The 20,868-nt window shown below is 72.4% G+C and carries 17 protein-coding genes and 1 pseudogene; 8 read left to right on the top strand and 10 right to left on the bottom strand.

Translation table 11 applies throughout. The annotated features are described in order from the left end of the window. Window positions 1-12: 12 nt before the first annotated feature. The 6 genes from CBP52_RS11315 to CBP52_RS11290 all read right to left on the bottom strand — a co-directional run bounded on the left by CBP52_RS11315 (window position 13) and on the right by CBP52_RS11290 (window position 7,124). Window positions 13-2,115, bottom strand: a complete 2,103-nt coding sequence (locus CBP52_RS11315) for an MMPL family transporter (protein WP_094181034.1) — start codon at window positions 2,113-2,115, stop codon at window positions 13-15. 153 nt (window positions 2,116-2,268) lie between these two features. Then, window positions 2,269-4,131 carry a M48 family metallopeptidase gene (locus CBP52_RS11310; RefSeq protein ID WP_094181033.1) on the bottom strand — a complete coding sequence of 621 codons (1,863 nt, stop codon included), beginning with the start codon at window positions 4,129-4,131 and terminating at the stop codon, window positions 2,269-2,271. Window positions 4,132-4,227: 96 nt separating this feature from the next. Further along, window positions 4,228-5,061 carry a hypothetical protein gene (locus CBP52_RS11305; RefSeq protein ID WP_157732585.1) on the bottom strand — a complete coding sequence of 278 codons (834 nt, stop codon included), beginning with the start codon at window positions 5,059-5,061 and terminating at the stop codon, window positions 4,228-4,230. Then, the gene (locus tag CBP52_RS11300) at window positions 5,058-5,690 is read right to left on the bottom strand and encodes a DUF6318 family protein (protein WP_094181031.1); all 633 of its coding nucleotides are present in this window, start codon (window positions 5,688-5,690) and stop codon (window positions 5,058-5,060) included. The genes CBP52_RS11305 and CBP52_RS11300 overlap by 4 nt, the downstream gene beginning before the upstream one ends. Window positions 5,691-5,870: 180 nt before the next feature. Further along, window positions 5,871-6,344, bottom strand: coding sequence for a hypothetical protein (locus CBP52_RS11295; protein WP_094181030.1), 474 nt, complete (start codon window positions 6,342-6,344; stop codon window positions 5,871-5,873). Between the two features lie 129 nt (window positions 6,345-6,473). Then, entirely contained in the window at window positions 6,474-7,124 is a 651-nt protein-coding gene (locus tag CBP52_RS11290; protein ID WP_094181029.1) for a DUF6318 family protein, read from the bottom strand. A 248-nt stretch (window positions 7,125-7,372) separates the two neighbouring features. Here CBP52_RS11290 and CBP52_RS11285 point away from each other — a divergent pair, with 248 nt between their 5' ends. The 4 genes from CBP52_RS11285 to CBP52_RS11270 all read left to right on the top strand — a co-directional run bounded on the left by CBP52_RS11285 (window position 7,373) and on the right by CBP52_RS11270 (window position 12,949). Then, window positions 7,373-9,952, top strand: a complete 2,580-nt coding sequence (locus CBP52_RS11285; RefSeq protein ID WP_094181028.1) for an ATP-dependent Clp protease ATP-binding subunit — start codon at window positions 7,373-7,375, stop codon at window positions 9,950-9,952. Between the two features lie 129 nt (window positions 9,953-10,081). Beyond that, complete coding sequence (locus CBP52_RS11280) at window positions 10,082-10,912, top strand: hypothetical protein (RefSeq protein ID WP_094181027.1); 831 nt, start codon at window positions 10,082-10,084, stop codon at window positions 10,910-10,912. Next, entirely contained in the window at window positions 10,909-12,414 is a 1,506-nt protein-coding gene (locus CBP52_RS11275; RefSeq protein ID WP_094181026.1) for a serine hydrolase, read from the top strand. The genes CBP52_RS11280 and CBP52_RS11275 overlap by 4 nt, the downstream gene beginning before the upstream one ends. A 25-nt stretch (window positions 12,415-12,439) precedes the next feature. Beyond that, entirely contained in the window at window positions 12,440-12,949 is a 510-nt protein-coding gene (locus tag CBP52_RS11270) for a gluconokinase (RefSeq protein WP_094182333.1), read from the top strand. A 10-nt stretch (window positions 12,950-12,959) separates the two neighbouring features. Here CBP52_RS11270 and CBP52_RS11265 read toward each other — a convergent pair. Continuing rightward, window positions 12,960-14,038: pseudogene (locus tag CBP52_RS11265) on the bottom strand (LacI family DNA-binding transcriptional regulator). A gap of 131 nt (window positions 14,039-14,169) precedes the next feature. Between CBP52_RS11265 and CBP52_RS11260 the strand changes: the two are divergent. The 4 genes from CBP52_RS11260 to CBP52_RS11245 all read left to right on the top strand — a co-directional run bounded on the left by CBP52_RS11260 (window position 14,170) and on the right by CBP52_RS11245 (window position 17,287). After that, window positions 14,170-14,631 (top strand): tRNA (cytidine(34)-2'-O)-methyltransferase, encoded by a 462-nt coding sequence (locus CBP52_RS11260; protein ID WP_094181025.1) that lies wholly within the window; start codon window positions 14,170-14,172, stop codon window positions 14,629-14,631. Next, complete coding sequence (locus CBP52_RS11255) at window positions 14,631-15,383, top strand: IclR family transcriptional regulator (RefSeq protein WP_094182332.1); 753 nt, start codon at window positions 14,631-14,633, stop codon at window positions 15,381-15,383. Before CBP52_RS11260 ends, CBP52_RS11255 begins: the two co-directional genes overlap by 1 nt. Window positions 15,384-15,505: 122 nt before the next feature. After that, entirely contained in the window at window positions 15,506-16,150 is a 645-nt protein-coding gene (eda, locus tag CBP52_RS11250) for a bifunctional 4-hydroxy-2-oxoglutarate aldolase/2-dehydro-3-deoxy-phosphogluconate aldolase (RefSeq protein WP_094181024.1), read from the top strand. 27 nt (window positions 16,151-16,177) lie between these two features. Continuing rightward, window positions 16,178-17,287: a sugar kinase gene (locus tag CBP52_RS11245; RefSeq protein ID WP_094181023.1), complete on the top strand. Its 1,110-nt coding sequence runs from the start codon at window positions 16,178-16,180 to the stop codon at window positions 17,285-17,287. A 109-nt stretch (window positions 17,288-17,396) separates the two neighbouring features. Here the strand turns inward: CBP52_RS11245 and CBP52_RS11240 are convergent, their stop codons facing one another. The 3 genes from CBP52_RS11240 to CBP52_RS11230 all read right to left on the bottom strand — a co-directional run bounded on the left by CBP52_RS11240 (window position 17,397) and on the right by CBP52_RS11230 (window position 20,745). Then, a complete protein-coding gene (locus CBP52_RS11240; RefSeq protein ID WP_232514456.1) occupies window positions 17,397-18,686 on the bottom strand; it encodes an ABC transporter substrate-binding protein in 1,290 nt (429 codons plus the stop codon). Window positions 18,687-18,833: 147 nt separating this feature from the next. Next, window positions 18,834-19,757 carry a carbohydrate ABC transporter permease gene (locus CBP52_RS11235; RefSeq protein ID WP_094181021.1) on the bottom strand — a complete coding sequence of 308 codons (924 nt, stop codon included), beginning with the start codon at window positions 19,755-19,757 and terminating at the stop codon, window positions 18,834-18,836. Window positions 19,758-19,764: 7 nt separating this feature from the next. Further along, window positions 19,765-20,745: a carbohydrate ABC transporter permease gene (locus CBP52_RS11230; protein ID WP_094181020.1), complete on the bottom strand. Its 981-nt coding sequence runs from the start codon at window positions 20,743-20,745 to the stop codon at window positions 19,765-19,767. Between the last annotated feature and the right edge of the window lie 123 nt (window positions 20,746-20,868).

The following is a 20,868-nucleotide window of genomic DNA, read 5'->3' as shown; positions in this document are numbered from 1 at the left end:
TTCTCGGGTGGGTCAGGCGACCGGTTCGGGCACCCGCTCCGCGACCACCGCGGGCTCCGGTTCGGGCCGGCGGGCCAGGCGGCTCGGCCACCACATGCGCGGGCCGATGTCGAGGTTCAGGGCCGTGACGAGCACCGAGCGGACGACGAGCGTGTCGAGCAGCACGCCGAACGCGACGGCGAACCCGATCTCCGCGAACCCGACCGCGGGGAGCGTGCCGAGCGTCGCGAACGTGCCCGCGAGCACCAGCCCGGCCGACGTGATCACGCCACCGGTCGCGGCGAGGCCGATGAGCGTGCCGCGGCGGTGCCCGACGCGCTGCACCTCCTCACGCACGCGCGTCATGAGGAGGATGTTGTAGTCGATGCCCAACGCGACCAGGAACACGAAGACGAACAGCGGGAACGACGAGTCGGCGCCCGCGAAGTCGAACACGTGGCGGAACACGAGCGCCGAGACGCCGATGGCCGCACCGAACGACAGGATCACCGTGCCCATGAGCACGAGCGGCGCGACGACCGAGCGCAGGAGCGCGACGAGGATCAGCAGGACCGCGAGCAGGATGATCGGGATCACGACGAGGTTGTCGCGGGCCGACGCGCGCTGCACGTCCAGGTTGATCGCGGTCTCCCCGCCGACCACGGCGTCCCCACCCGGCACCGCGTGCACGGCGTCCCGGACGCGGTCGATGGTGTCGAAGCCCGCCTCGGAGTCCGGCTCGCTGGTGAGCGTGCCCTCGAGGTAGGCGGTGCCGTCCGCGACGACGGGCTCGGTGACGCTCGTCGGGTCGATGCCCTCGACGCCCGCGAACGCCGCGCGTACGTCGTCGGCCGCCGACGCGTGCGCCAGCACGACGACGGGCGTCCCGACGCCACCCGTGAAGTGGTCGACGAGCACCTGCTCGCCGACGATCGACGGCTGCTCGGTGGTGAACGACTCCTCGGTCGACAGGCCCGTCGCGTTGAGCTGCAGGGCCCCGAACGACGCGATGACGAGCACCACGGACGTCCCGACCCACGTGCGTCGCGGCCGCAGCGCGATGCGGTCACCCACGCGCGCCCAGAAGCCGTGCTCGGTCGGCTCGGCGTCGCCCAGGTGCGGCACGCGCGGCCAGAACACCCAGCGGCCGACCGTGACGAGCAGCGCCGGCAGGAGCGTGAGCATGACGAGCAGGCAGACGACGATGCCCGCGGCCGCCACCGGCCCCAGCCCGGCGGTCGAGCTCATCGTCGCGAACAGCAGGCACAGCATCCCGGCCGCGACCGTCGCGCCGGACGCGATGATCGCCGGGCTCGCCCGGTGCAGCGCGACCGCCATCGCGGCGTGCCGGTCACCGTTCCTGCGCAGCTCCTCGCGGTACCTCGCGGTGAGCAGCAACGCGTAGTCGGTGCCCGCGCCGAACACGAGGACGGTGAGGATGCCCGCGCTCTGCGCGTTCACGGTGAGGTCCGCGTTCTCCGCCAGCAGGTACACCACGGCCTGCGCGACGGTCAGCGCGACTCCCGCCGAGACCAGGGGCAGCAGCCACAGCACCGGGCTGCGGTAGGTGAGCAGCAGGATCACGATGACGACCGCGGCTGCGGCGTACAGCAGCGTCGAGTCGATGCCCTCGAACGCCGCCGCCGAGTCCGCCGACGCCCCGACCGGCCCGGTCACGTGCAGCGCCAGCCCCTCGGGGTTGTCCGCGCCCGCGGCGCGCAGCGCGTCGACCACGTCGATCGACTGGTCCCAGTCCTCCATGGACACCGGCACGATCACCTGCGCGGCCTCGCCGTCCTGCGAGACCTGCGGCCCGACGACCTCGCCCGCAAGCAGCTCGACCGCGCCGAACGCGCGCACGTCGTCGGCGATCGCCTGCTCGTCCTGCGCCGTCAGACCTCCGGGCCGCTCGTAGACGACGACCGCCGGTGCGGTGTCCTCCGGGACGAACGCGGCGGCGCGCTCCAGCACCTGCGTGGACTCCGCGTCCTTCGGGAGCCAGCTGCCGGCGTCGTTGTCCTGCGCGTCGGTGAGCTTTCCCGCGAGCGGGCCGAGCAGCGCGAGCGCGCCCAGCCAGAACACGATGACGACGTACTTCACGTACCGGTGGGTGACCCACCCGGCGACCTTGACCATGACACGCCCCCTGGACTGCGTCGATGTGAGGGAGAGGAGACGGCGCGGACCGTGCGCCGAGGAAACGCTCCCGCACAAGGGGCGAACAGGGACATCCGGGATACCCCCGGTTCCGAGGTGGGGTTCCCCTGAGGTCTCGGGTCGGGGTCGGGCTCAGGCCCCGACCGGCTGGGCGGCGAACCGCTTGGCGACGTCGGCCAGCGCGAGGCTGCTGCCCGAGGCCAACTCCTGGCTGTCCAGCTTCGTCGTGAGCGCCAGCGTGGTGCCGTCGTGCAGGTCGAACGCGACCCGGACCGGGAAGCGCCGCGTGACACGGCCCGCGACGACGTCCTCGAACGGCACGAACCAGCTCCGCGCGGCGAGCTCGGCCGGTGACGCGCTCGCGGCCAGCGCGCGCAGGCGCTTGCGGCCCTCCTGGTAGCGCTTCGGGCACGGCACCAGGACGAGCCCGTGCGTCAGGACGAGCAGGTCGAAGTGGTCGCGGCCGACGACGACGTTGGCGACACCCGCGACCACGGCCGCACCCCGGGCGTCCGCCTCCGCGGACGCGGCGACCGCGTCGAGCTCGACCCCGAGCGCGACGAGCTGCGCCCGCAGCTCCGACGCGCCGCTCGGGCCCTGCCCGCCGAGCAGCGCGAGCGGCCGCAGGTCGAAGGGCGCGCCGTCGGGCCCGACGAACGGGTCGCGCGCGTCCCAGCGGTGCTCCCACCGCGCGGCCCCGCCCTCGACGAGCGCGCACCGCAGGACCGCCTCCCACACCGCCGTCGCGGGGGTCGCGCCCGTCTCGTCGGGGTCTGCGGCGGCGTCCATCCCGAGGTCGAGCAGGACCTCGTCGAGCCGCCCCTGCTCCGTCAGGTCGAGCAGGCCCGCCAAGGACCCGACCTCGACCCCGAGCCGCCGGCCCACGGCGCGGAACACGATGTCGGCCGTGTGCTGCGCGCTCGCCGCCCGGGCTCGCGGCGTGAGCTCGTGCCAAGGCAGGCGCTCACGGTCGGCGTACCGCACCACGGCCTCGGCGAGCATCCCGGTCAGGGCCGGCAGGTCGCGGACGAGCGTGCCGGCCGGGCGCGTGTCCCGCGGGACGACCGGGTTCTCGGCCAGCTCCATCGCGGCCACCCGGGCCGCCGTCGACGGGTGGCTGTCCCACCGGGCCTGCTCGTCCGACGGCGCGAGCGTGCGCAGCCGGTCCAGCTCGTCCCGGCGGGCCGCGAGCAGCGCGGCGAACCCGCTGAAGAACTCGTCGCTCGTCGGCGCCAGACCCGCCTCCCACGCGTCGGAGACGTACCGGTCGAAGTAGAACCGCCACGCGACCGACAGCACCTCCAGCTCGTGGAGCGTGCCGGCCGCGACCTCCCGCCCGGCGACCTGCACCGACACGGCATCCGCCTCGAGCTCCTGGCGGCGGCTGATCGCGGCGGACGCGAGCAGGTACAGCCGCCCGTACCCGCGCAGCACCCAACCGGCGACGCCTGTGACCTCCGCGGCCGCGGCGCCGACCGCCTGCCGACCGCGGTAGGCGATGGGCGCGAGACGCGTGTGACCGTGCGAGTAGTGCCCGAGCTCGTGCGCGAGCACCGAGCGCAGCTGCGCGACGTCGAGCGCCTGCAGGAGCGGGAGGCCCACGTACAGGCGCCGCGTCCCCGCGACGAGCCCGAGCGCCCGCGCGTCCTCGGAGACGAACGCGTTCAGGTCGTGCACGAGGCGGATCTCGCGCGGGACGCTCGTGCGCGCGGCGCTCGCCAGCTCCTCGACCGTCGCCCACAGCTCGGGTGCGGCCTCGCGCGTCAGGACGACCCCCGTGGGCTCGTGCGTCTGCGCCTTGCTCACCTTGCGCATCGTCACGACGAACCCGAACGCCGCGGCCAGCGCGAAGATCGCGAGCTTGGCCCCGATGGTGTGCCCCGAGGAGATCAGCGCGACGCCCACCGCGAGGATCCCGAGGAACACGAGCGCTGCCGTGACGTAGAACCCTGCGATGAGCGCCAGGCACAGCAGCGCGCGGTAGGTGGTCTTCACGTGCCGAGTATGGCGAGCCGGACGCCCGGCACGGGGTCCTTTCGACCTACTCGTCCCATCGTCCCCCGTCCGGCCGGCGACGTCCTCGCGGGACCGTCACCCGACGAGCGTGCTGCGGAGCTCGATGACGTCGAACGGCTCGAACGGCGTCGTCGTGTGGGCGGTCCCTTGGATGTCGCGCCATTCGCGGTCCGGGTCCTCGTCGACGCGGTACTTCCCTTCCCACGTCGTCGTGAGGATGACGGTTGCGGTGAGCTCTTGCGAGTAGGCGTGCGCGACGTCGAACGACGGGTAGGGCGCGCCGGGGTCGTCGGTCTCGAGCACCGCGCCGTCACCGAAGTCCCACGTGTACGCCACCGGGTAGACCTCGACGTCGATGCCGTAGCCCAGCAGTGAGGTGCGGAAGGTGCGGTTCTCGGGTTCGGCGTACACGATCAGCGCCTTGTTGACCAACGCCTCCGTGCCGGCAGGTTGGCGATGCGCTGTGAGCGGCTTGATCGTGAGACGACGCAGGTCGCGCTCGGTCAGCGCGGGCAGGAGGTCATCAGGGCAAGCCCATCCGGCCCGCATCTGCCAGAGTGTCCAGTCGTCACTCGTCGGCGTCGGCCGAGTCCGGACCCACAGGGGTTCGACGGGCGCCTCCCCCTCGCACCACGGGACCTGGACCGTGCCGTTCGGTGGGCCGCAGGGACCGTCGATGCCCGGCGTCAGGTACTCAGAGTTCACGTTGCACAGTGGTGCACGCGCGTACTGCTTCAGGGGATCGGGCTTGGCCTTCCAGGAACGCAGCTCCTGCTCCCCTTCGAACGCGTCGACGAGGACGACCTTGTCCTCGCCCATCTGCGACTTGGCCGAGGCCAGGGTGGGCGTCGCGGCGACGATCGCGGCGGCCGCGGCGAGCACGAAGGCGGCCCTACGAGTCGTGCTCACGAGTTCTTGGCCCAGTCATCGACCTGGACACCGTTGACGACCCACCGGCTGCCCGTCCAGGCGAGGCTGAAGTTCGCCTTGTACGAGAGCGTCTCGGGGAAGTCCTCGACGAGCGTGCCATCGGCCGCGACCGTTTGCGACGGCGTCTCGATGTACTCGACCCCGACCACGAACTCTCCGCCACCCATGTCGAAGCCCGACGTGAAGCCGAGCTCGAAGGCGCCACCTTCGCCGTGGTTCCCGGCCCCATGAATCTCGGTGACGAAGTCGCGAACGCTCGAGCAATAGGTGCACGGTCGTCCGCTCAGGGCATCCCAGTCGGCGAGGTCCCCGGTGGCGACGACATACGGGAAGAGCGACAGGAAGTAGCGCGCGACGGCCTTCGCGTTCTCTTCGGTCGCCGGGCCGTCGAGCGCGGCAGGACGCTCGGGTGGGATGGTGACCTCCTGCTGGTCCGTCGTGGGACCAGGCGACGGAGCCGGCGTCGTCGGGGACGCCTCCGGCGTCGAGGTGGTGGTGACCGCGGTCACGGGCGGTGTCGTCCCGAGGGGTTGCGGGCTCGCGTCGGTGCAGGCAGCGAGTGTGAGGGTCGCGAGGGCGAGCAGCAGCGCGGCGGGCGTCCGGGACATGCGCGCAAACTACCCAACTCAGGCATGCGGCGGGTGGGGTGGTCCGTCGGGTTGTGGACAAGCGTCCTCGCGGGGCGCTACGGCGCGTTCTCGAGCGCCATCCGCACCGACGAGGGTGCGGATCTCGTCGATGAACAGCCATCTCTCAACCCTTACCGATGAGCCCCGAGGAACCGGATGTCACCCGACGAGCGTGCTGCGGAGCTCGATGACGTCGAACGGCTCGAACGGCGTCGTCGTGTGGGCGGTCCCTTGGATGTCGCGCCATTCGTGGTCCGGGTCCTCGTCGACGCGGTACTTCCCTTCCCACGCCGTCGTGAGGGTGACGGTTGCGGTGAGCTCTTGCGAGTAGGTGTGCGCGACGTCGAACGAGGGGTAAGGGGAGCCGGGGTCGACCGTCGTGAGGGTCTGCCCGTCGCCGAAGTCCCACGTGTACTCGACCGGGTAGACGTCGACGTCGATCCCGAAGCCGAACAGGTCGGTGCGGAACGTGCGGTGCTCGGCGTCCGCGTAGACGATCAGCGGCTTGTTCACGAGCGCCTCCTCACCAGAAGGCTGGCGGTGCGCGGTCAGCGGCTCGATCGTCAGTCGCCGGAGGTCCTCCTGGCTGAACTGCGGCAGCAGGTCGTCGGGGCACGCCCACCCCGAGAGCATCTCCCAGGCGCTCCACCACGTCCTCGCCGACGCGAGTACGAGGAAGGGGCGGTTCCGGGGTCGCGCCCGCGGTGACCAGCACGACGATCGCCGCAGCCGCCCAGAGGACGGCGTGGCGGCCGAGGCCCTTCACTGCTTGCCGGCCCACTCGTCCACCTCGACGCCGTCGACGACCCAGGACGAGGACGAGCGTCGGAGTTCGAAGTTCGCCTTCATGCTGTAGGTGTCCGGGAAGTCCTCGACGACCGACCCATCGGACGCGACGGTCCGGGACGGCGTCTCGAGGTACTCGATCCCGACGACGAAGCGGCCGTCTTCCAACGCGAACGCCGAGGTGAAGTTCAGCTCGAGCGCACCGCCGGTGCCGTGGTTGCCCTTGCCGTGGATCTCCTTGGCGGTCGCCGCGATGCTGTCGCAGAAACTGCACTCGGGGCCACTGAGCTGGTCCCACGTCGACAGGTCGCCCGTGGCGAAGACGTACGGCACCAGTGACAGGAAGTACCGCGCGACGGCCTTCGCGTTGTCCTCGGTGGCAGCGCCGACAAGGGCGGCAGGTGGCTGAGGCGGTGTCGTCATGTCCTGGTCCGGCCCTGCGCTGCTCGTCGGCGCGGCCGACGGGGACGGCGCGGTCGTCGTCGAGGCCGACGCTGTCGACGGTGGGGTCGTCGCGGCGGTTGCGGCCACGGTGACAGCTCTCTCGGGTTCGGGCCCGCCGTCGGTGCAGGCGGCGAGGGTGAGGGTCGCCAGGGCAAGCATCAGCGCGGCGGGCAGGCGGGACATGCGGAAAAAGTACCCAACTCGGACATGCGGCGGGTGGGATCGTCCGCCTGGTGTGGACAACCGTCCTCGTGGGGTCGTCCTCCCGGGGCGCAGCGGGGCGGCGTGGGCTTTCACGCCTGCGGCGAACACGGGCCTATCGGCCGGGGTGCCGCCGTTAGCATCGAACAACGCCGCATCGTCGTCGGCCCCTGGCGCTCCCCACCGAAGCCGGGTCAGGGCGACGAGCACGCCGCTCGTGAGGAGTGCACATGTTCGAGAGATTCACGGACCGAGCCCGTCGCGTGGTCGTCCTCGCCCAGGAAGAGGCGCGGATGCTCAACCACAACTACATCGGCACCGAGCACATCCTCCTGGGCCTGATCCACGAGGGTGAGGGTGTCGCGGCCAAGGCGCTCGAGTCGCTCGGGATCTCGCTGGAGGCCGTGCGCGCGCAGGTGCAGGAGATCATCGGCGAGGGCCAGCAGGCGCCCTCGGGCCACATCCCCTTCACGCCGCGCGCCAAGAAGGTGCTGGAGCTGTCGCTGCGCGAGGCGCTGCAGCTCGGCCACAACTACATCGGCACCGAGCACATCCTGCTCGGGCTCATCCGCGAGGGTGAGGGAGTCGCCGCCCAGGTGCTGAACAAGCTGGGCGCGGACCTCAACCGCGTGCGCCAGCAGGTGATCCAGCTCGTCTCCGGCTACCAGGGCAAGGAGCCCGTGGCCGCGGGCGGGCCGCAGGAGGGCCAGCCCTCGGGCTCGGCGGTGCTCGACCAGTTCGGGCGCAACCTGACGCAGGCCGCGCGCGACACCAAGCTCGACCCGGTGATCGGGCGCGAGAAGGAGATCGAGCGGGTCATGCAGGTGCTGTCCCGCCGCACCAAGAACAACCCGGTCCTGATCGGCGAGCCGGGCGTCGGCAAGACGGCGGTCGTCGAGGGTCTCGCGCAGGACATCGTGCGCGGCGACGTGCCCGAGACGCTCAAGGACAAGCAGCTGTACACGCTGGACCTGGGCGCGCTGGTGGCCGGCTCGCGCTACCGCGGTGACTTCGAGGAGCGCCTGAAGAAGGTGCTCAAGGAGATCCGCACGCGCGGCGACATCATCCTGTTCATCGACGAGATCCACACGCTCGTCGGCGCGGGCGCCGCCGAGGGTGCGATCGACGCCGCGTCGATCCTCAAGCCGATGCTCGCGCGCGGTGAGCTGCAGACCATCGGCGCGACGACGCTCGACGAGTACCGCAAGTACGTCGAGAAGGACCCGGCTCTGGAGCGTCGCTTCCAGCCGATCCAGGTCAGCGAGCCGAACCTGCAGCACGCGATCGAGATCCTCAAGGGTCTGCGTGACCGCTACGAGGCGCACCACCGCGTCTCGATCACGGACGGCGCGCTCGTCGCGGCCGCGACGCTCGCGGACCGCTACGTCAACGACCGGTACCTGCCGGACAAGGCGATCGACCTGGTCGACGAGGCGGGCGCGCGCCTGCGCATCCGCCGCATGACGGCCCCGCCGGAGCTGCGCGAGCTGGACGAGGAGATCGCCGCGACGCGTCGCGACAAGGAGTCGGCGATCGACGAGCAGGACTTCGAGAAGGCCGCGCGCCTGCGCGACCAGGAGAAGCAGCTCGGCCTCAAGCGCCAGGAGAAGGAGAAGGCCTGGAAGTCGGGCGACCTGGACGCTGTCGCGGAGGTCGACGAGGAGCTGATCGCCGAGGTGCTGGCGAACGCCACGGGCATCCCGGTCTTCAAGCTCACCGAGGAGGAGTCCAGCCGGCTGCTCCACATGGAGGAGAACCTGCACAAGCGGGTCGTCGGCCAGGACGCCGCCATCAAGGCGCTCTCGCAGGCCATCCGCCGCACGCGTGCGGGCCTCAAGGACCCGAAGCGCCCCGGTGGGTCGTTCATCTTCGCCGGCCCCACGGGCGTCGGGAAGACCGAGCTCGCCAAGGCGCTCGCGGAGTTCCTGTTCGGTGACGAGGACGCGCTGATCCAGCTCGACATGTCCGAGTTCTCGGAGAAGCACACGGTCTCGCGACTGTTCGGCTCGCCCCCCGGGTACGTCGGGTACGACGAGGGTGGTCAGCTCACCGAGAAGGTGCGCCGCCGGCCGTTCTCCGTCGTGCTGTTCGACGAGGTCGAGAAGGCCCACGCGGACATCTTCAACTCGCTGCTGCAGATCCTCGAGGACGGTCGCCTGACCGACTCGCAGGGCCGCGTGGTCGACTTCAAGAACACCGTCATCATCATGACGACGAACCTCGGCACGCGGGACATCGCGAAGGGCGTCATGACCGGCTTCCAGGCCGGCGGCGAGCTCGCGACGGACTACGAGCGCATGAAGGCGAAGGTCAACGACGAGCTCAAGACGCACTTCCGTCCGGAGTTCCTCAACCGCGTCGACGACGTGGTGGTCTTCCCGCAGCTCTCGCAGCCGGAGATCTTCGCGATCGTGGACCTGATGATCGCCAAGCTCGACAAGCGCCTCAAGGACAAGGACATGGGCATCGAGATCACGCCCGCGGCCAAGAAGCTGCTGTCCGAGAAGGGCTACGACCCGGTCCTGGGTGCCCGCCCGCTGCGTCGCGCGATCCAGCGCGACATCGAGGACGCGCTGTCGGAGAAGATCCTGTTCGGCGAGCTCAAGTCCGGGCAGAAGGTCATCGTCGACGCGGTCGGCGAGGGTCTGCTCGGGGAGTTCACGTTCGAGGGCGTCGAGCGCGGCGCGGTCGGGAAGGAGCCGGTGGGTGCCGGTGTCTCGGCCGGCACACCCGGCTCGGGCCGCGACCTGCCCGCAGCGCCGCCGATCGCGGCGTCCGGTGACGGCGGATCGGGCCTGCAGCCCGCCTGACGCACCACAGCACGACACCGGCGAGGGCCGGGACCCCACCAGGTCCCGGCCCTCGCCGCATCCGGGGATGCGTGCCGCCCGCCCGGGTGGGTCTCGACCTGCGCGCGGGGCTGGACGACGATCGTCGTCGTGCATGCCCGTGCGGTCCGGTTCGTCGTCGGGGTCGCCGCCGTGACGGCTGCGGCGGCGGCGTGCGCACCGGCGGGGACCTCGGTCGACGAGCCGACCGCAGCGGCCACCACGGTCGCGCCGCTCGAGGACGACGTGCTGGGCGGCATCGCCGTGTCGGTCGCGCAGGCGCGGCTCGACCGGGAGCGGCGGGTCGTGCAGGTGCGGGTCGCGAACGGCTCGGCGGTCGACGTCACGGTCGTCGAGGCGCGGCTCACCACACCGGGTGCGGCGGGGGTGGCGATCTCGACGCGCGGGCGGGCGGTGCGCAGCGGGGTGGACCGTGACCTGTCGGTCGCGCTCGGGGCGCCGCGGTGCGACGGGGCCGCGGCCGCGGCGGGCGGTACGACCGCCGTCGAGCTCGACCTCGTCGACGACGACGGGCGCACCGGTGCGTGGCGCGGGTCGCCGGACGACCCGAACGGCGTGCTGGCGCGTATCCACCGCGAGGACTGCGCCGCTGCGGCGGTCGCGTCCGGCGCGCGGCTGAGCCTCGACCCGCACGTGACGGTCGGCGACCCGGGCGGCGGCGGTCGGCTGACGGGGTCGGTGACGCTGCGGCTCGAGCCCGTGCCGGGCGGTCCGCGCGTCGAGGTCGTGCGGGTCGACGGGACGACGCTGCTGACCCCGCTGGGTGGCGCGGCGTCGTGGCCGCTCGCGCTCGACTCGGCGGCGGGATCGGCCGAGGTGACGCTGACGTTCGAGCCCGCGCGCCGGGGTCCTGACGGGGGTCCCGGGTGGACCAACGGCCCTCGTGGGTTGTCGGTGGCCGGTGGCAGGATCGCGGTATGACGCCCGCCGATGACGACGGTCGCGCCGATGTGCACGGCCTGCCCGAGACCCTGCCGCGCAGCACACCCGAGGAGCAGGGTGTCGACCCGCGCGGCCTCGCGGCCCTCGTGCGCGCGCTCGCGGGCGGCCCGCCCGAGCAGGAGCTGCGCGCGCTCGTCGTCGTGCGGCACGGGCACGTCGTCGCGGAAGGCGCTCGCGCGCCGTACGCGACCGACCGCCGGCACGCGCTGTACTCGCTGAGCAAGACGTTCACCGCGACGGCCGCGGGTTTCGCGGTGGACGAGGGTCTGCTGAGGCTCGACGACCTCGTCGTCGACCTGGCGCCCGACGAGGTCCCGACGAGCGGGCTCTCCGACGACGAGCGCGCGCGCCTGGGCCGGATGACGGTGCGCGACCTGCTGACGATGCGCTCGGGCCACGACGTGGAGCCGAACGTGTTCGAGCAGCGCGGCTGGGTCGCCGCGTTCCTCGCCGCGCCGCTGCAGCACGAGCCCGGCACCCATTTCCTGTACAACACCGCGGCGACGTACGTCCTGTCGGCGCTCGTCGAGCGTGCGACGGGCCAGGGGCTGCTCGCGTACCTGCGTCCCCGGCTGCTCGACCCGCTCGGGTTCGCCGACGCCACGTGGGAGGTCTCGCCCGAGGGGCACGCGACGGGCGGGTTCGGCATGTCGGCGGCGCCGCGGGACGTCGCGGCGTTCGGCGAGCTGCTGCTGCGCGACGGAGCGTGGCGGGGGCGGCGGCTGCTTCCCGAGGGGTGGGTCGCGCTCGCGTCGCACGCGCACGTCCCGCCGGGGACCGCACCGGGCGACGAGCGCAGCGACTGGTCGCAGGGCTACGGCTTCCAGATGTGGCGCTCGCGGCACGGGTTCCGCGGCGACGGCGCGTTCGGGCAGTTCTGCCTGGTGCTGCCGGAGCAGGACGTGGTCGTCGCGATGTCGTCCGCGGTGGGCGACATGCAGACGCCGCTCGACCTGGTGTGGGAGCACCTGCTGCCCGCGTGCGGCGACGCACCGCTCGCGCCGGACGACGCGGGCCGGGCCGCGCTCGCGGAGGCGTTCGCCGGACTGCGCGTCACCTGGCCGCAGGGTCGGCCGACGTCGCCCGTCGCGGCACGCCTGGACGGCCGGCGCGTGCGGTTCGACCCGAATCCGCTCGGTGTCACGTCCGCGACGGTCCGCTTCGGCGACGCCGCCGACCGCGTCGAGGTGCGGCTCGAGGGGGACCCGGTCGCGCTGGAGCTCGGGCATGACGAGCCCGTGGGCGGCGCGCTGCCGCCGCGGTACCCGGGCATGCCCGGGCCCGAGCCCGTGGTCGCGCACGCGGTGTGGACGACGCGCGACGAGTACGTCGCGACGGTCCGCGCGCTCGAGGACACCCACGTGCTCACGGTGACGGCCAAGGTCACGGGTGACCTGGTCGAGGTCACGCCCCGGGTCACCGCGACGTTCGGGCCGACGGACCTGCCGACCCTGCGCGGTGTGCTCGCCGACCACGCCTGACGGTTCGCCTGACAGGATGGCGGCCATGCAGCACCTGGTCGTGATGGGGGTCTCGGGCTCCGGCAAGACGACGGTCGCGCTCCTGCTCGCGGAGCGGCTCGGCTGGACGTTCGCGGAGGCGGACGACTTCCACCCGGAGGCGAACGTCGCGCTCATGGCGGCGGGCACGCCGCTCACCGACGAGGACCGTGCGCCGTGGTTGGCATCGATCGCGCACTGGGTGTCGCAGCGGGACGCGGAGGGGGTCTCCACCGTCCTCACGTGCTCGGCGCTGCGGCGCGCGTACCGGGACGTGCTGCGCGGCGGTGGCGGGCGCGTGCGGTTCGTGCACCTCGCGGGCGACCCGGAGGTCATCGCGACGCGCATGGCGGCGCGCACGGACCACTTCATGCCGCCGTCGCTGCTGCCGTCCCAGCTCGCGACGCTCGAGCCGCTGGAGGACGACGAGGACGGGGTCGTCGTGCCGATCGGTGCGCCGCCCGCGCAGGTCGTCGACGACGCGTTGCGCGCGCTGGGGCTCGCCGCCGACCGCTGACGCCGCGGGCTCAGTGTGCGGGCGGTGCCGTGCTCTCGCGCACGACCAGCTCGGTCGCGAGGTCGATCCGCAGGTTCGCCGGCGTGGACCCGCCCGCGATCTGCAGGAGCATCCGTGCGGCGGTCGCCGCCATCTCCTGCAGCGGCTGGCACACCGTGGTCAGCCCGGGCTGGACCCACTCGGTCACGGGCAGGTCGTCGTACCCGACGACCGACAGGTCGCGCGGCACGGACAGCCCGAGCTCGCGCGCGGCGCGCACGACGCCGAGCGCCTGGAAGTCGGCGCCCGCGAAGATCGCGGTCGGCCGGTCCTCGCGGCTGAGCAGCTCGCGGCCATGCTTGTAACCGCCGTCGACGAAGAAGTTGCCGTAGCGGACCAGGTCCGGGTCGAATGGCAGGCCGGCCTCGTCGAGCGCGGAGCGGTAGCCGTCGATGCGCGCGCGCGAGCACAGGACGTCGCGCGGGCCGGAGATCACGGCGATGCGGCGGTGACCCAGGCCGAGCAGGTGGCGCGTCGCGGCGAGGCCGCCCGCCCAGTTGGCGGAGCCGACGACGGGCACGCCCGGGGCTGCTCGCCCGCGGTGTCGACGACGACGAACGGGATCGAGCGCGACTTGAGCTGCGCGTGCTGCGCGGGGTCGAGCTCCGACTGCACGAAGATGACGCCCCGCGGCCGGCGCGCGAGCACGTCGTCGAGCCACTCCTGCGGCGGACGGTGCTCGCCGCCGAGCTCGGACAGCACGACGCCGATGCGCGCGGGCCCGGCGACGGTCTCGACTCCCTTGATGATCTGCAGCGCCCACGGCGAGTCGAGCTCGTGGAAGACGAGCTCGATGAGGCCGGAGCCGGTGCCCGACGAGGAACGCCGGCGCCGGTAGCCGTGGCGCTCGATGACCTCCTCGACGCGTGCGCGCGTCGCCGCGGCCACGTCGGCCCGCCCGTTGAGCACCTTCGACACGGTGGGCACGGAGACGCCGGCCTCGGCGGCGATCGCCGCGATCGTCGTCCCGCCCCGTCCGCCAGCGGCGCCGTCGCCGGCAGCGGTGCCGGGCGTGGGCGTCGTCGCCTCGTCCGGCTCGGTGGTCGTCATCTCGGGTTGCCCTTCCGCTGGTCCGACACTTTCGAGCGCGACGTTAGCACCGTGCGCCCCGCCGCCGTACCGGGCTCGCGGGACGACTCGGACGCGTCGTCGCGCGGGTCCCGGCCTGCGAGGATGGGCGCGTGCTCCACCTCGCCTACTTCGAGCCGCGCATCCCGGGCAACACCGGCAGCGCCATCCGTCTCGCCGCGGGGACGGGCGCCACGTTGCACCTGGTCGAGCCGCTCGGCTTCGACCTCAGCGAGGCCAAGCTCAAGCGGGCGGGATTGGACTACCACGACCTCGCGCACGTCGTCGTGCACCCCGACCTGGAGGCGTTGCTGGACGCGCTGCCGGGCCGCGTGCTCGCGTTCACGACGCGCGCCACCCGCTGGTACACGGACGTGGAGTACCGCGACGACGACGTGCTGCTGTTCGGTCCGGAGCCGACGGGTCTGCCCGACGAGGTGCTCGCGCACCCGCGGGTCGATGACGAGGTGCGCATCCCGATGCTGGCGGGCCGCCGCTCGATGAACCTCACGAACGCGGCGGCGGTCGCGACGTACGAGGCGTGGCGCCAGCTCGGCTTCCCGGGTGGCGCGTGATGACGCAGCCGCAGGAGCAGGGCTCGCCCATCGAGAGCGTGGACCGCGCGCTGCAGGTGCTGACTACGCTCGCGGAGGCCGGGCCGCGCGGGCTCGTCCTGGCGGACCTCGCGGCGCGTCTGGGGGTGCACAAGACGACGGTGCACCGCACGCTCGCGGCGCTGCGGCACCGGGACTTCGTGACGCAGGACCCCGGCGGTGCGTACGCGCTCGGGGGGGCGTCGGTCGCGCTGGGGGAGACGTACCTCGCGGGCGACAACCTCGCGGTGCTGCTGCACCCGGCGCTCGTCGCGCTGTCGAAGGACGTCGCGGAGCTCGTGCACCTCGGCGTGCTGGTGGGCACCGAGGTCGTGTACCTCGACAAGGTCGAGCCGGACCGTCCGGTGCGTGTGTGGTCGCAGGTGGGGCGCACGATCCCCGCGGCGCGCACCGCGCTGGGGCGGGCGCTGCTCGCATTCCGGGGCACGGACCGGGTGGCGCTCGCGGGGTACGCGGGGCCGGGGGACGCGGCGCGGGTGTGGGACGCGCTCGAGAGCGCGCGGGCGACGGGCCGTGCGGTCGAGAACCAGGAGAACGAGCCGGGCATCGGGTGCGTCGCGGTGCCGGTGCTGCGCGGCGGGGTGCCGGTCGCGGCGGTGAGCGTCACGGCGCCGGTGGAGCGGCTGGACGACGAGCGTGTGGTCGAGGTGCACGAGCGCATGCGCGCGGTGCTGCCCCCGCTCCTGCCGGCCGGGCTGCACCTGCCCGCCTGACGTCCGGCGTCGTCGTCGGAGCGTCCGCCGGGTTCCACGCGGCCTGGTGACGTCGCGCGCGCGAGATGGCAGGATGTTGCGCGTAGCGACACCAGTGTTTCGCCTAGCGCAACGGAGCCTTTGTGGACGTCCTCGCCGAGCTCGCCCGACACCGCCTCGTCCCCGTCGTCGTGATCGACGACGCCGCCGACGCCCCCGCGCTCGGCGACGCGCTCGTCGCCGGCGGGCTGCCGGTCGCCGAGGTCACGTTCCGCACCGCAGCCGCGCCCGACGCGATCCGCGCGCTCGCGGACCGGGGCGACGTGCTCGTCGGCGCGGGGACCGTGCTGACGCCCGCGCAGGTCGACGCCGCCGTCGCGGCCGGCGCGCGGTACGTCGTCTCGCCCGGCACGAGCCGCGCCGTCGTCGAGCGGTGCGCCGAGCACGGCGTGCTCGCGCTGCCCGGTGCCGTGACAGCCACCGAGGTGCAGGCCGCCCTCGAGCTCGGCATCTCGACCGTGAAGTTCTTCCCCGCGGGGACGAGCGGAGGCGCACCCGCGATCGCCGCGCTCGCGGCCCCGTTCCGCGACGTGCGCTTCGTCCCCACCGGCGGGATCGGCCGGACGAACCTGCACGACTACCTCGCCCTGGAGTGCGTCGCGGCCGTCGGCGGGTCCTGGATGGTGCCGCGCGACCTCGTCGCCGCCCACGCGCACGACGCGCTGCGCACGCTCGCCGCGGACGCCGTCGCGCTCGCCGACGCTCTGCGCCCGCTCACCCCCGCCTGACCCCGCCCACCACCCGAAGGACCGACAGTGACGCACACCCGCCTGACCCTGCGCCCCGCCGACAGCGTGCGCTACGACGTCGTCGCGCTCGGGGAGGTGATGCTGCGGCTCGACCCCGGCGAGGGGCGCGTGCGCACCGCGCGCCAGTTCCGCGTGTGGGAGGGCGGCGGGGAGTACAACGTCGCGCGCGGGCTGCGCCGCGCGTTCGACCAGCGCGCCGCGGTCGTCACGGCGCTCGCCGACAACGAGGTCGGCCGCCTGGTCGAGGACCTGGTCCTGACGGGCGGGGTCGACACCGCGTTCGTCCGGTGGGTGCCGTACGACGGCGTCGGCCGCGCGGTTCGCAACGGCCTCAACTTCACCGAGCGCGGGTTCGGCGTGCGCGGCGCGGTCGGCGTGAGCGACCGCGGGCACACCGCCGCGTCGCAGCTGCGGGCCGACGACGTCGACTGGGACCACCTGTTCGGCGAGCTCGGTGTCCGGTGGCTGCACACCGGCGGCATCTACGCCGCGCTCTCCGAGACCTCCGCGGACACCGTGCTCGCCGCCGTCCAGGCCGCGCGCCGCCACGGCACGGTGGTCTCGTACGACCTCAACTACCGGCCCTCGCTGTGGAAGGCGATCGGCGGGCAGGCCCGTGCGCAGGAGGTCAACCGCGCGGTCGCGCCGTTCGTCGACGTCATGATCGGCAACGAGGAGGACTTCACCGCGGCCCTCGGGTTCGAGGTCGAGGGCGTCGACGAGTCCCTGTCGCACCTCGAGGTCGACGCGTTCGCCGCGATGATCGACTCCGTCGCCCGCGCCTACCCGAGCTTCCAGGTCATCGCGACGACGCTGCGCACGGTGCGGTCGGCGACCGTGAACGACTGGGGTGCGCTCGCGTGGTCCCGCGCCGAGGGCCTCGTGCAGGCCACGCACCGGGAGCGCCTGGAGATCCTCGACCGCGTGGGCGGTGGCGACTCGTTCGCGTCCGGGCTGGTGTACGGGCTGCTCGAGGGGCTGCCGCTCGCGACCGCGGTGGAGTACGGCGCCGCGCACGGCGCGCTCGCCATGACCACGCCCGGCGACACGACGATGGTCACCAAGGCCGAGGTGCTCAAGCTCGCGGGTGGCGGCTCGGCCCGCGTCGACCGCTGAGCCGACCGCGACGGAACCGGAACGACGAAGCCGGGCACGACGAGCCGGGCACGACGAAGGGGCCCCGCCTGACGGCGGGGCCCCTTCCTTCGCAGGCAGTGGCCGGGAATCACTGCCCGATGGCGGAGCTCACCTCGCTCGTGAACTGCTCGGCGGCCTTCTGCGGTGTGAGCCGCTCGAACAGCACCTCCTGGTTGATGCGCTTGGTGATCGCGGCGACCTCGCCGGCACCGTTCGGCGGGACGGGCGGGCCGTCGACGATGTCGTCCGCGATGTCCGCGAGGAACGCGGCGGCCTGCTTGTCGGTCTCGTTGAACAGCGGCTCGACGGCGGCGCGCACGTCGGTGTTCGCGGGCAGTCCGCGGTCCGACAGCAGGAGCTCGCCCGCGGCCTGCGAGTTGACGAGGAAGTCGACGAACAGCGCGGCCTCCTCCGGGTGCTGCGACTTGGCGGACACCGAGTAGAACATCGCGGGCTTGAAGTACATCCCGGTGCGCTCGCCCTCGGTCTCGCCGGGCACGCGCAGCAGCTCGAGCGGGTGTCCCGCGGCGCTCGTGATGGCGGTGAGCTGGTTGGTCCAGAACCACGCCATCGCGCCCTTGCCGGTCGCGACGACGGACTGCTCCGGGCCGCCCGCGTCGATCTCGACGCTCTGGGCCGCGCTGGGGGTGCCGCCGGCGGCCTGCATGTCGAGCGAGTACTGCCACCACTGCGCGAGCGTCGCGTCGTCGTACCCGAGCGTGCCGTCCGGCGCGTACAGCGACTGCCCGCGCTGCCGCGCGAAGATCGAGAACCCGGGCTCGTTGAACCCGTAGTCCTGCGCGCCGACCACGGAGCCGCCGGACTTCTCGGTGATCTCGTTGGCGAGGTCCACGTAGTCCTGCCACGTCCACGTCTCGTCGTCGGGCAGCTCCACGCCCGCCTTCTCGAAGGCGGTGGGGTCCGCGACGACGACGTACGCGTTGACGCCGGTCGCGACGCCGTAGAGCTTGCCGTCGATCGTGCCGGAGCCGAGGATCGACTCGTCGATCTTCGCGGTGTCCAGGCCGAGCGAGCCGAGGTCGGCGAGGACGCCGCGCGACGCGTAGTCGGTGAGGAAGCGCTCCTCCTGCGTGATGACGTCGGGTGCGTCGCCGCCCGCGACGGACGTGCTGAGCTTGTCGAAGTACGAGTCCCAGTCGGTGTAGTCGGGTTCGACGTGGATGTTCGGGTGCTCGGCCTCGAACGCGTCGATGACCTGCTGGGTGAGCTCGTGGCGGGTGTCGGAGCCCCACCAGGAGAAGCGGATCGTGACCTGCTCCTCGTCGGTGGAGCCGCCGGTCTGTGCGGAGCTGCCGGGACCGTCGTCGCTCCCGCAGGCGGTCAGCGCGAGCGCGCCTGCGGCAGCGAACGCGGCCACCTTGAGAAGGGTCGGGCGTGGGTGTCGCATGGTTCTCCTTCGTGACGAGACGCCGTCGTGCTGGTCACCCCGAGCGAGGCTCGGGTGGTGCCGCGCCGAGGGCGGTGGCAGTGCGGGTGCCGCCGACCCCGGCGCGAGTTCGGAGTGCTACTTGATCCCGGTCGTGGCGATGCCCTTGACCAGGTACTTCTGGCCGAACAGGAACGCGAGGAACACCGGTACGAGCGTCACGATCGACATCGCGAACATCGGCCCCCACGAGCTCTGCCCGCTGGAGTCGAGGAACGTGCGCAGCGCGACGGGTGCGGTGTACATCGAGGGTTTGGTGAGGAAGATCAGCTGGCTGAAGAAGTCGTTCCAGGTCCAGATGAACGTGAAGATCGCGGTGGTCGCGAGCGCCGGCATCGACAGCGGCAGCATGATCCGCGCGTAGATCCGCAGGTGGCCGCAGCCGTCGAGGCGGGCGGCCTCGTCCAGCTCGCGCGGGATGCCACGGAAGAACTGGACCATGAGGAAGATGAAGAACGCGTCGGTCGCGAGCAGCTTCGGGACGATCAGCGGCAGGAACGTGTTGATCCACTCGAGCCGGGAGAACATCACGTACTGCGGGACGATGATCACGTGGATCGGCAGCATGATCGACATGAGCATGATCGCGAACCACAGCCGCCGACCCCGGAACTCGAGCCGCGCGAACGCGTACGCGGCCATCGAGCATGCGACGAGGTTGCCGAGCAGCGAGCCGAGCACGATCACCGCGGAGTTCAGCAGGTAGCGCCCGAACGGGTACGTCAGCGCGTTCCAGCCGTCGGTGTAGTTCGACAGGTCCACGTCGGTCGGGATGACCGACAGGTCGCGGAAGATCAGGTCGTTCGGCTTGAGCGAGCTCGCGAGCAGCCAGATCAGCGGGTAGAGCATGACGAGCGCGAGCGCGATCAGCCCGGCGTGCTTGAGCGTCGAGCGCACCGCGCCGCGCCAGCGGGGGTGCCGCCGGACGCGCGGCGCGGGGGCCGTCGAGGTGCGGGAGTCGGCGCGCGACGCGTGGACGCCGGCGGCGGGGTCGGGTCGCATGTCGAGGTCAGTCACCGTAGAACACCCAGTACTTGGAGGCGAGGAAGTTGAGGGCGGTCATGGCGCCGACGATGAGCAGCAGCAGCCACGCCATGGCGGACGCGTAGCCCATGTCGAGGGACGCGAAGCCCTTCTGGTACAGGTAGAGCGTGTAGAAGAGGGTCGAGTCCGCGGGGCCGCCCGTGCCGCCGGAGACGACGAACGCCTGCGTGAAGCTCTGGAACGCGCCGATCACCTGCAGCACGAGGTTGAAGAAGATGATCGGCGTGAGGAGCGGCACCGTGATGGAGAAGAACTGGCGCACCTTGCCGGCGCCGTCGATCGACGCGGCCTCGTAGTACATCTCGGGGATCTGCCGCAGCCCGGCGAGGAAGATGATCATGGGCGCGCCGAACGTCCACACGTGCAGGATCACGAGCGTGCCGAGCGCGGTGTCGGGGGACGACACCCAGCCCTGTCCCTCGATGCCGAACAGGGCGAGGAACGCGTTGACGAGCCCGTCGACGCCGAACACCTCGCGCCACAGGATCGCCACGGCGACCGAGCCGCCGAGCAGCGACGGCAGGTAGAACACGGAGCGGTAGAACGCGAGCCCGCGCATCCCGCGGTCGAGCAGCATCGCGAGCCCGAGGGCGACGACGAGCTGCAGCGGCACCGCGGTGAGCACGTACGTGAACGTGACGACGAGCGCCTTGTGCAGCCGGGGGTCGTCGAGCATGCGCGTGTAGTTGTCCAGGCCGATCCACTCCGGGGGCTGGAGCAGGTTGTAGTCGGTGAACGACAGGTACGCCGAGGCGGCCATCGGCCCGATGGTGATGAGCACCAGGCCGAGGAACCACGGCGCGAGGAAGACCGCGGCCATCCTCCCGTCGCCTCGTCGGCGCGGCCGCGCGGCAGGCGCGCCGTCGCCGGCGGACGTGCCGGACGTCCCGGGAGGGCCGCCGCGACGCGGTCCTGAGACGCGTCGCAACTCGGACACCACGGACATCGTCGATCACCTCTTCGTGAGTCGCGCATATCGGGGAAACCGGTTCCTTGGCGGGTACCGTAGCACCGTGCCAGAGTGTTGGGAACCGGTTTCCCGTCGTGTATGTTCGGGTTCGAGCCGACC

This window comes from Cellulomonas sp. PSBB021 (genome assembly GCF_002240455.1).
GTDB lineage: Bacteria > Actinomycetota > Actinomycetes > Actinomycetales > Cellulomonadaceae > Cellulomonas > Cellulomonas uda.
Note: the sequence above shows the minus strand (reverse complement) of the source record. Positions and strands in the feature narration are given on the sequence as shown.

Bases quoted from the DNA above. Each gene is read 5' to 3' on its own strand.
- CBP52_RS11300 (WP_094181031.1), bottom strand. From the start codon at position 5,690: ATGTCCCGGACGCCCGCCGCGCTGCTGCTCGCCCTCGCGACCCTCACA.
- CBP52_RS11290 (WP_094181029.1), bottom strand. From the start codon at position 7,124: ATGTCCCGCCTGCCCGCCGCGCTGATGCTTGCCCTGGCGACCCTCACC.
- CBP52_RS11315 (WP_094181034.1), bottom strand. From the start codon at position 2,115: ATGGTCAAGGTCGCCGGGTGGGTCACCCACCGGTACGTGAAGTACGTC.
- CBP52_RS11235 (WP_094181021.1), bottom strand. From the start codon at position 19,757: ATGCGACCCGACCCCGCCGCCGGCGTCCACGCGTCGCGCGCCGACTCC.
- CBP52_RS11255 (WP_094182332.1), top strand. From the start codon at position 14,631: ATGACGCAGCCGCAGGAGCAGGGCTCGCCCATCGAGAGCGTGGACCGC.
- CBP52_RS11270 (WP_094182333.1), top strand. From the start codon at position 12,440: ATGCAGCACCTGGTCGTGATGGGGGTCTCGGGCTCCGGCAAGACGACG.
- CBP52_RS11295 (WP_094181030.1), bottom strand. From the start codon at position 6,344: ATGCTCTCGGGGTGGGCGTGCCCCGACGACCTGCTGCCGCAGTTCAGC.
- CBP52_RS11275 (WP_094181026.1), top strand. From the start codon at position 10,909: ATGACGCCCGCCGATGACGACGGTCGCGCCGATGTGCACGGCCTGCCC.
- CBP52_RS11230 (WP_094181020.1), bottom strand. From the start codon at position 20,745: ATGTCCGTGGTGTCCGAGTTGCGACGCGTCTCAGGACCGCGTCGCGGC.
- CBP52_RS11285 (WP_094181028.1), top strand. From the start codon at position 7,373: ATGTTCGAGAGATTCACGGACCGAGCCCGTCGCGTGGTCGTCCTCGCC.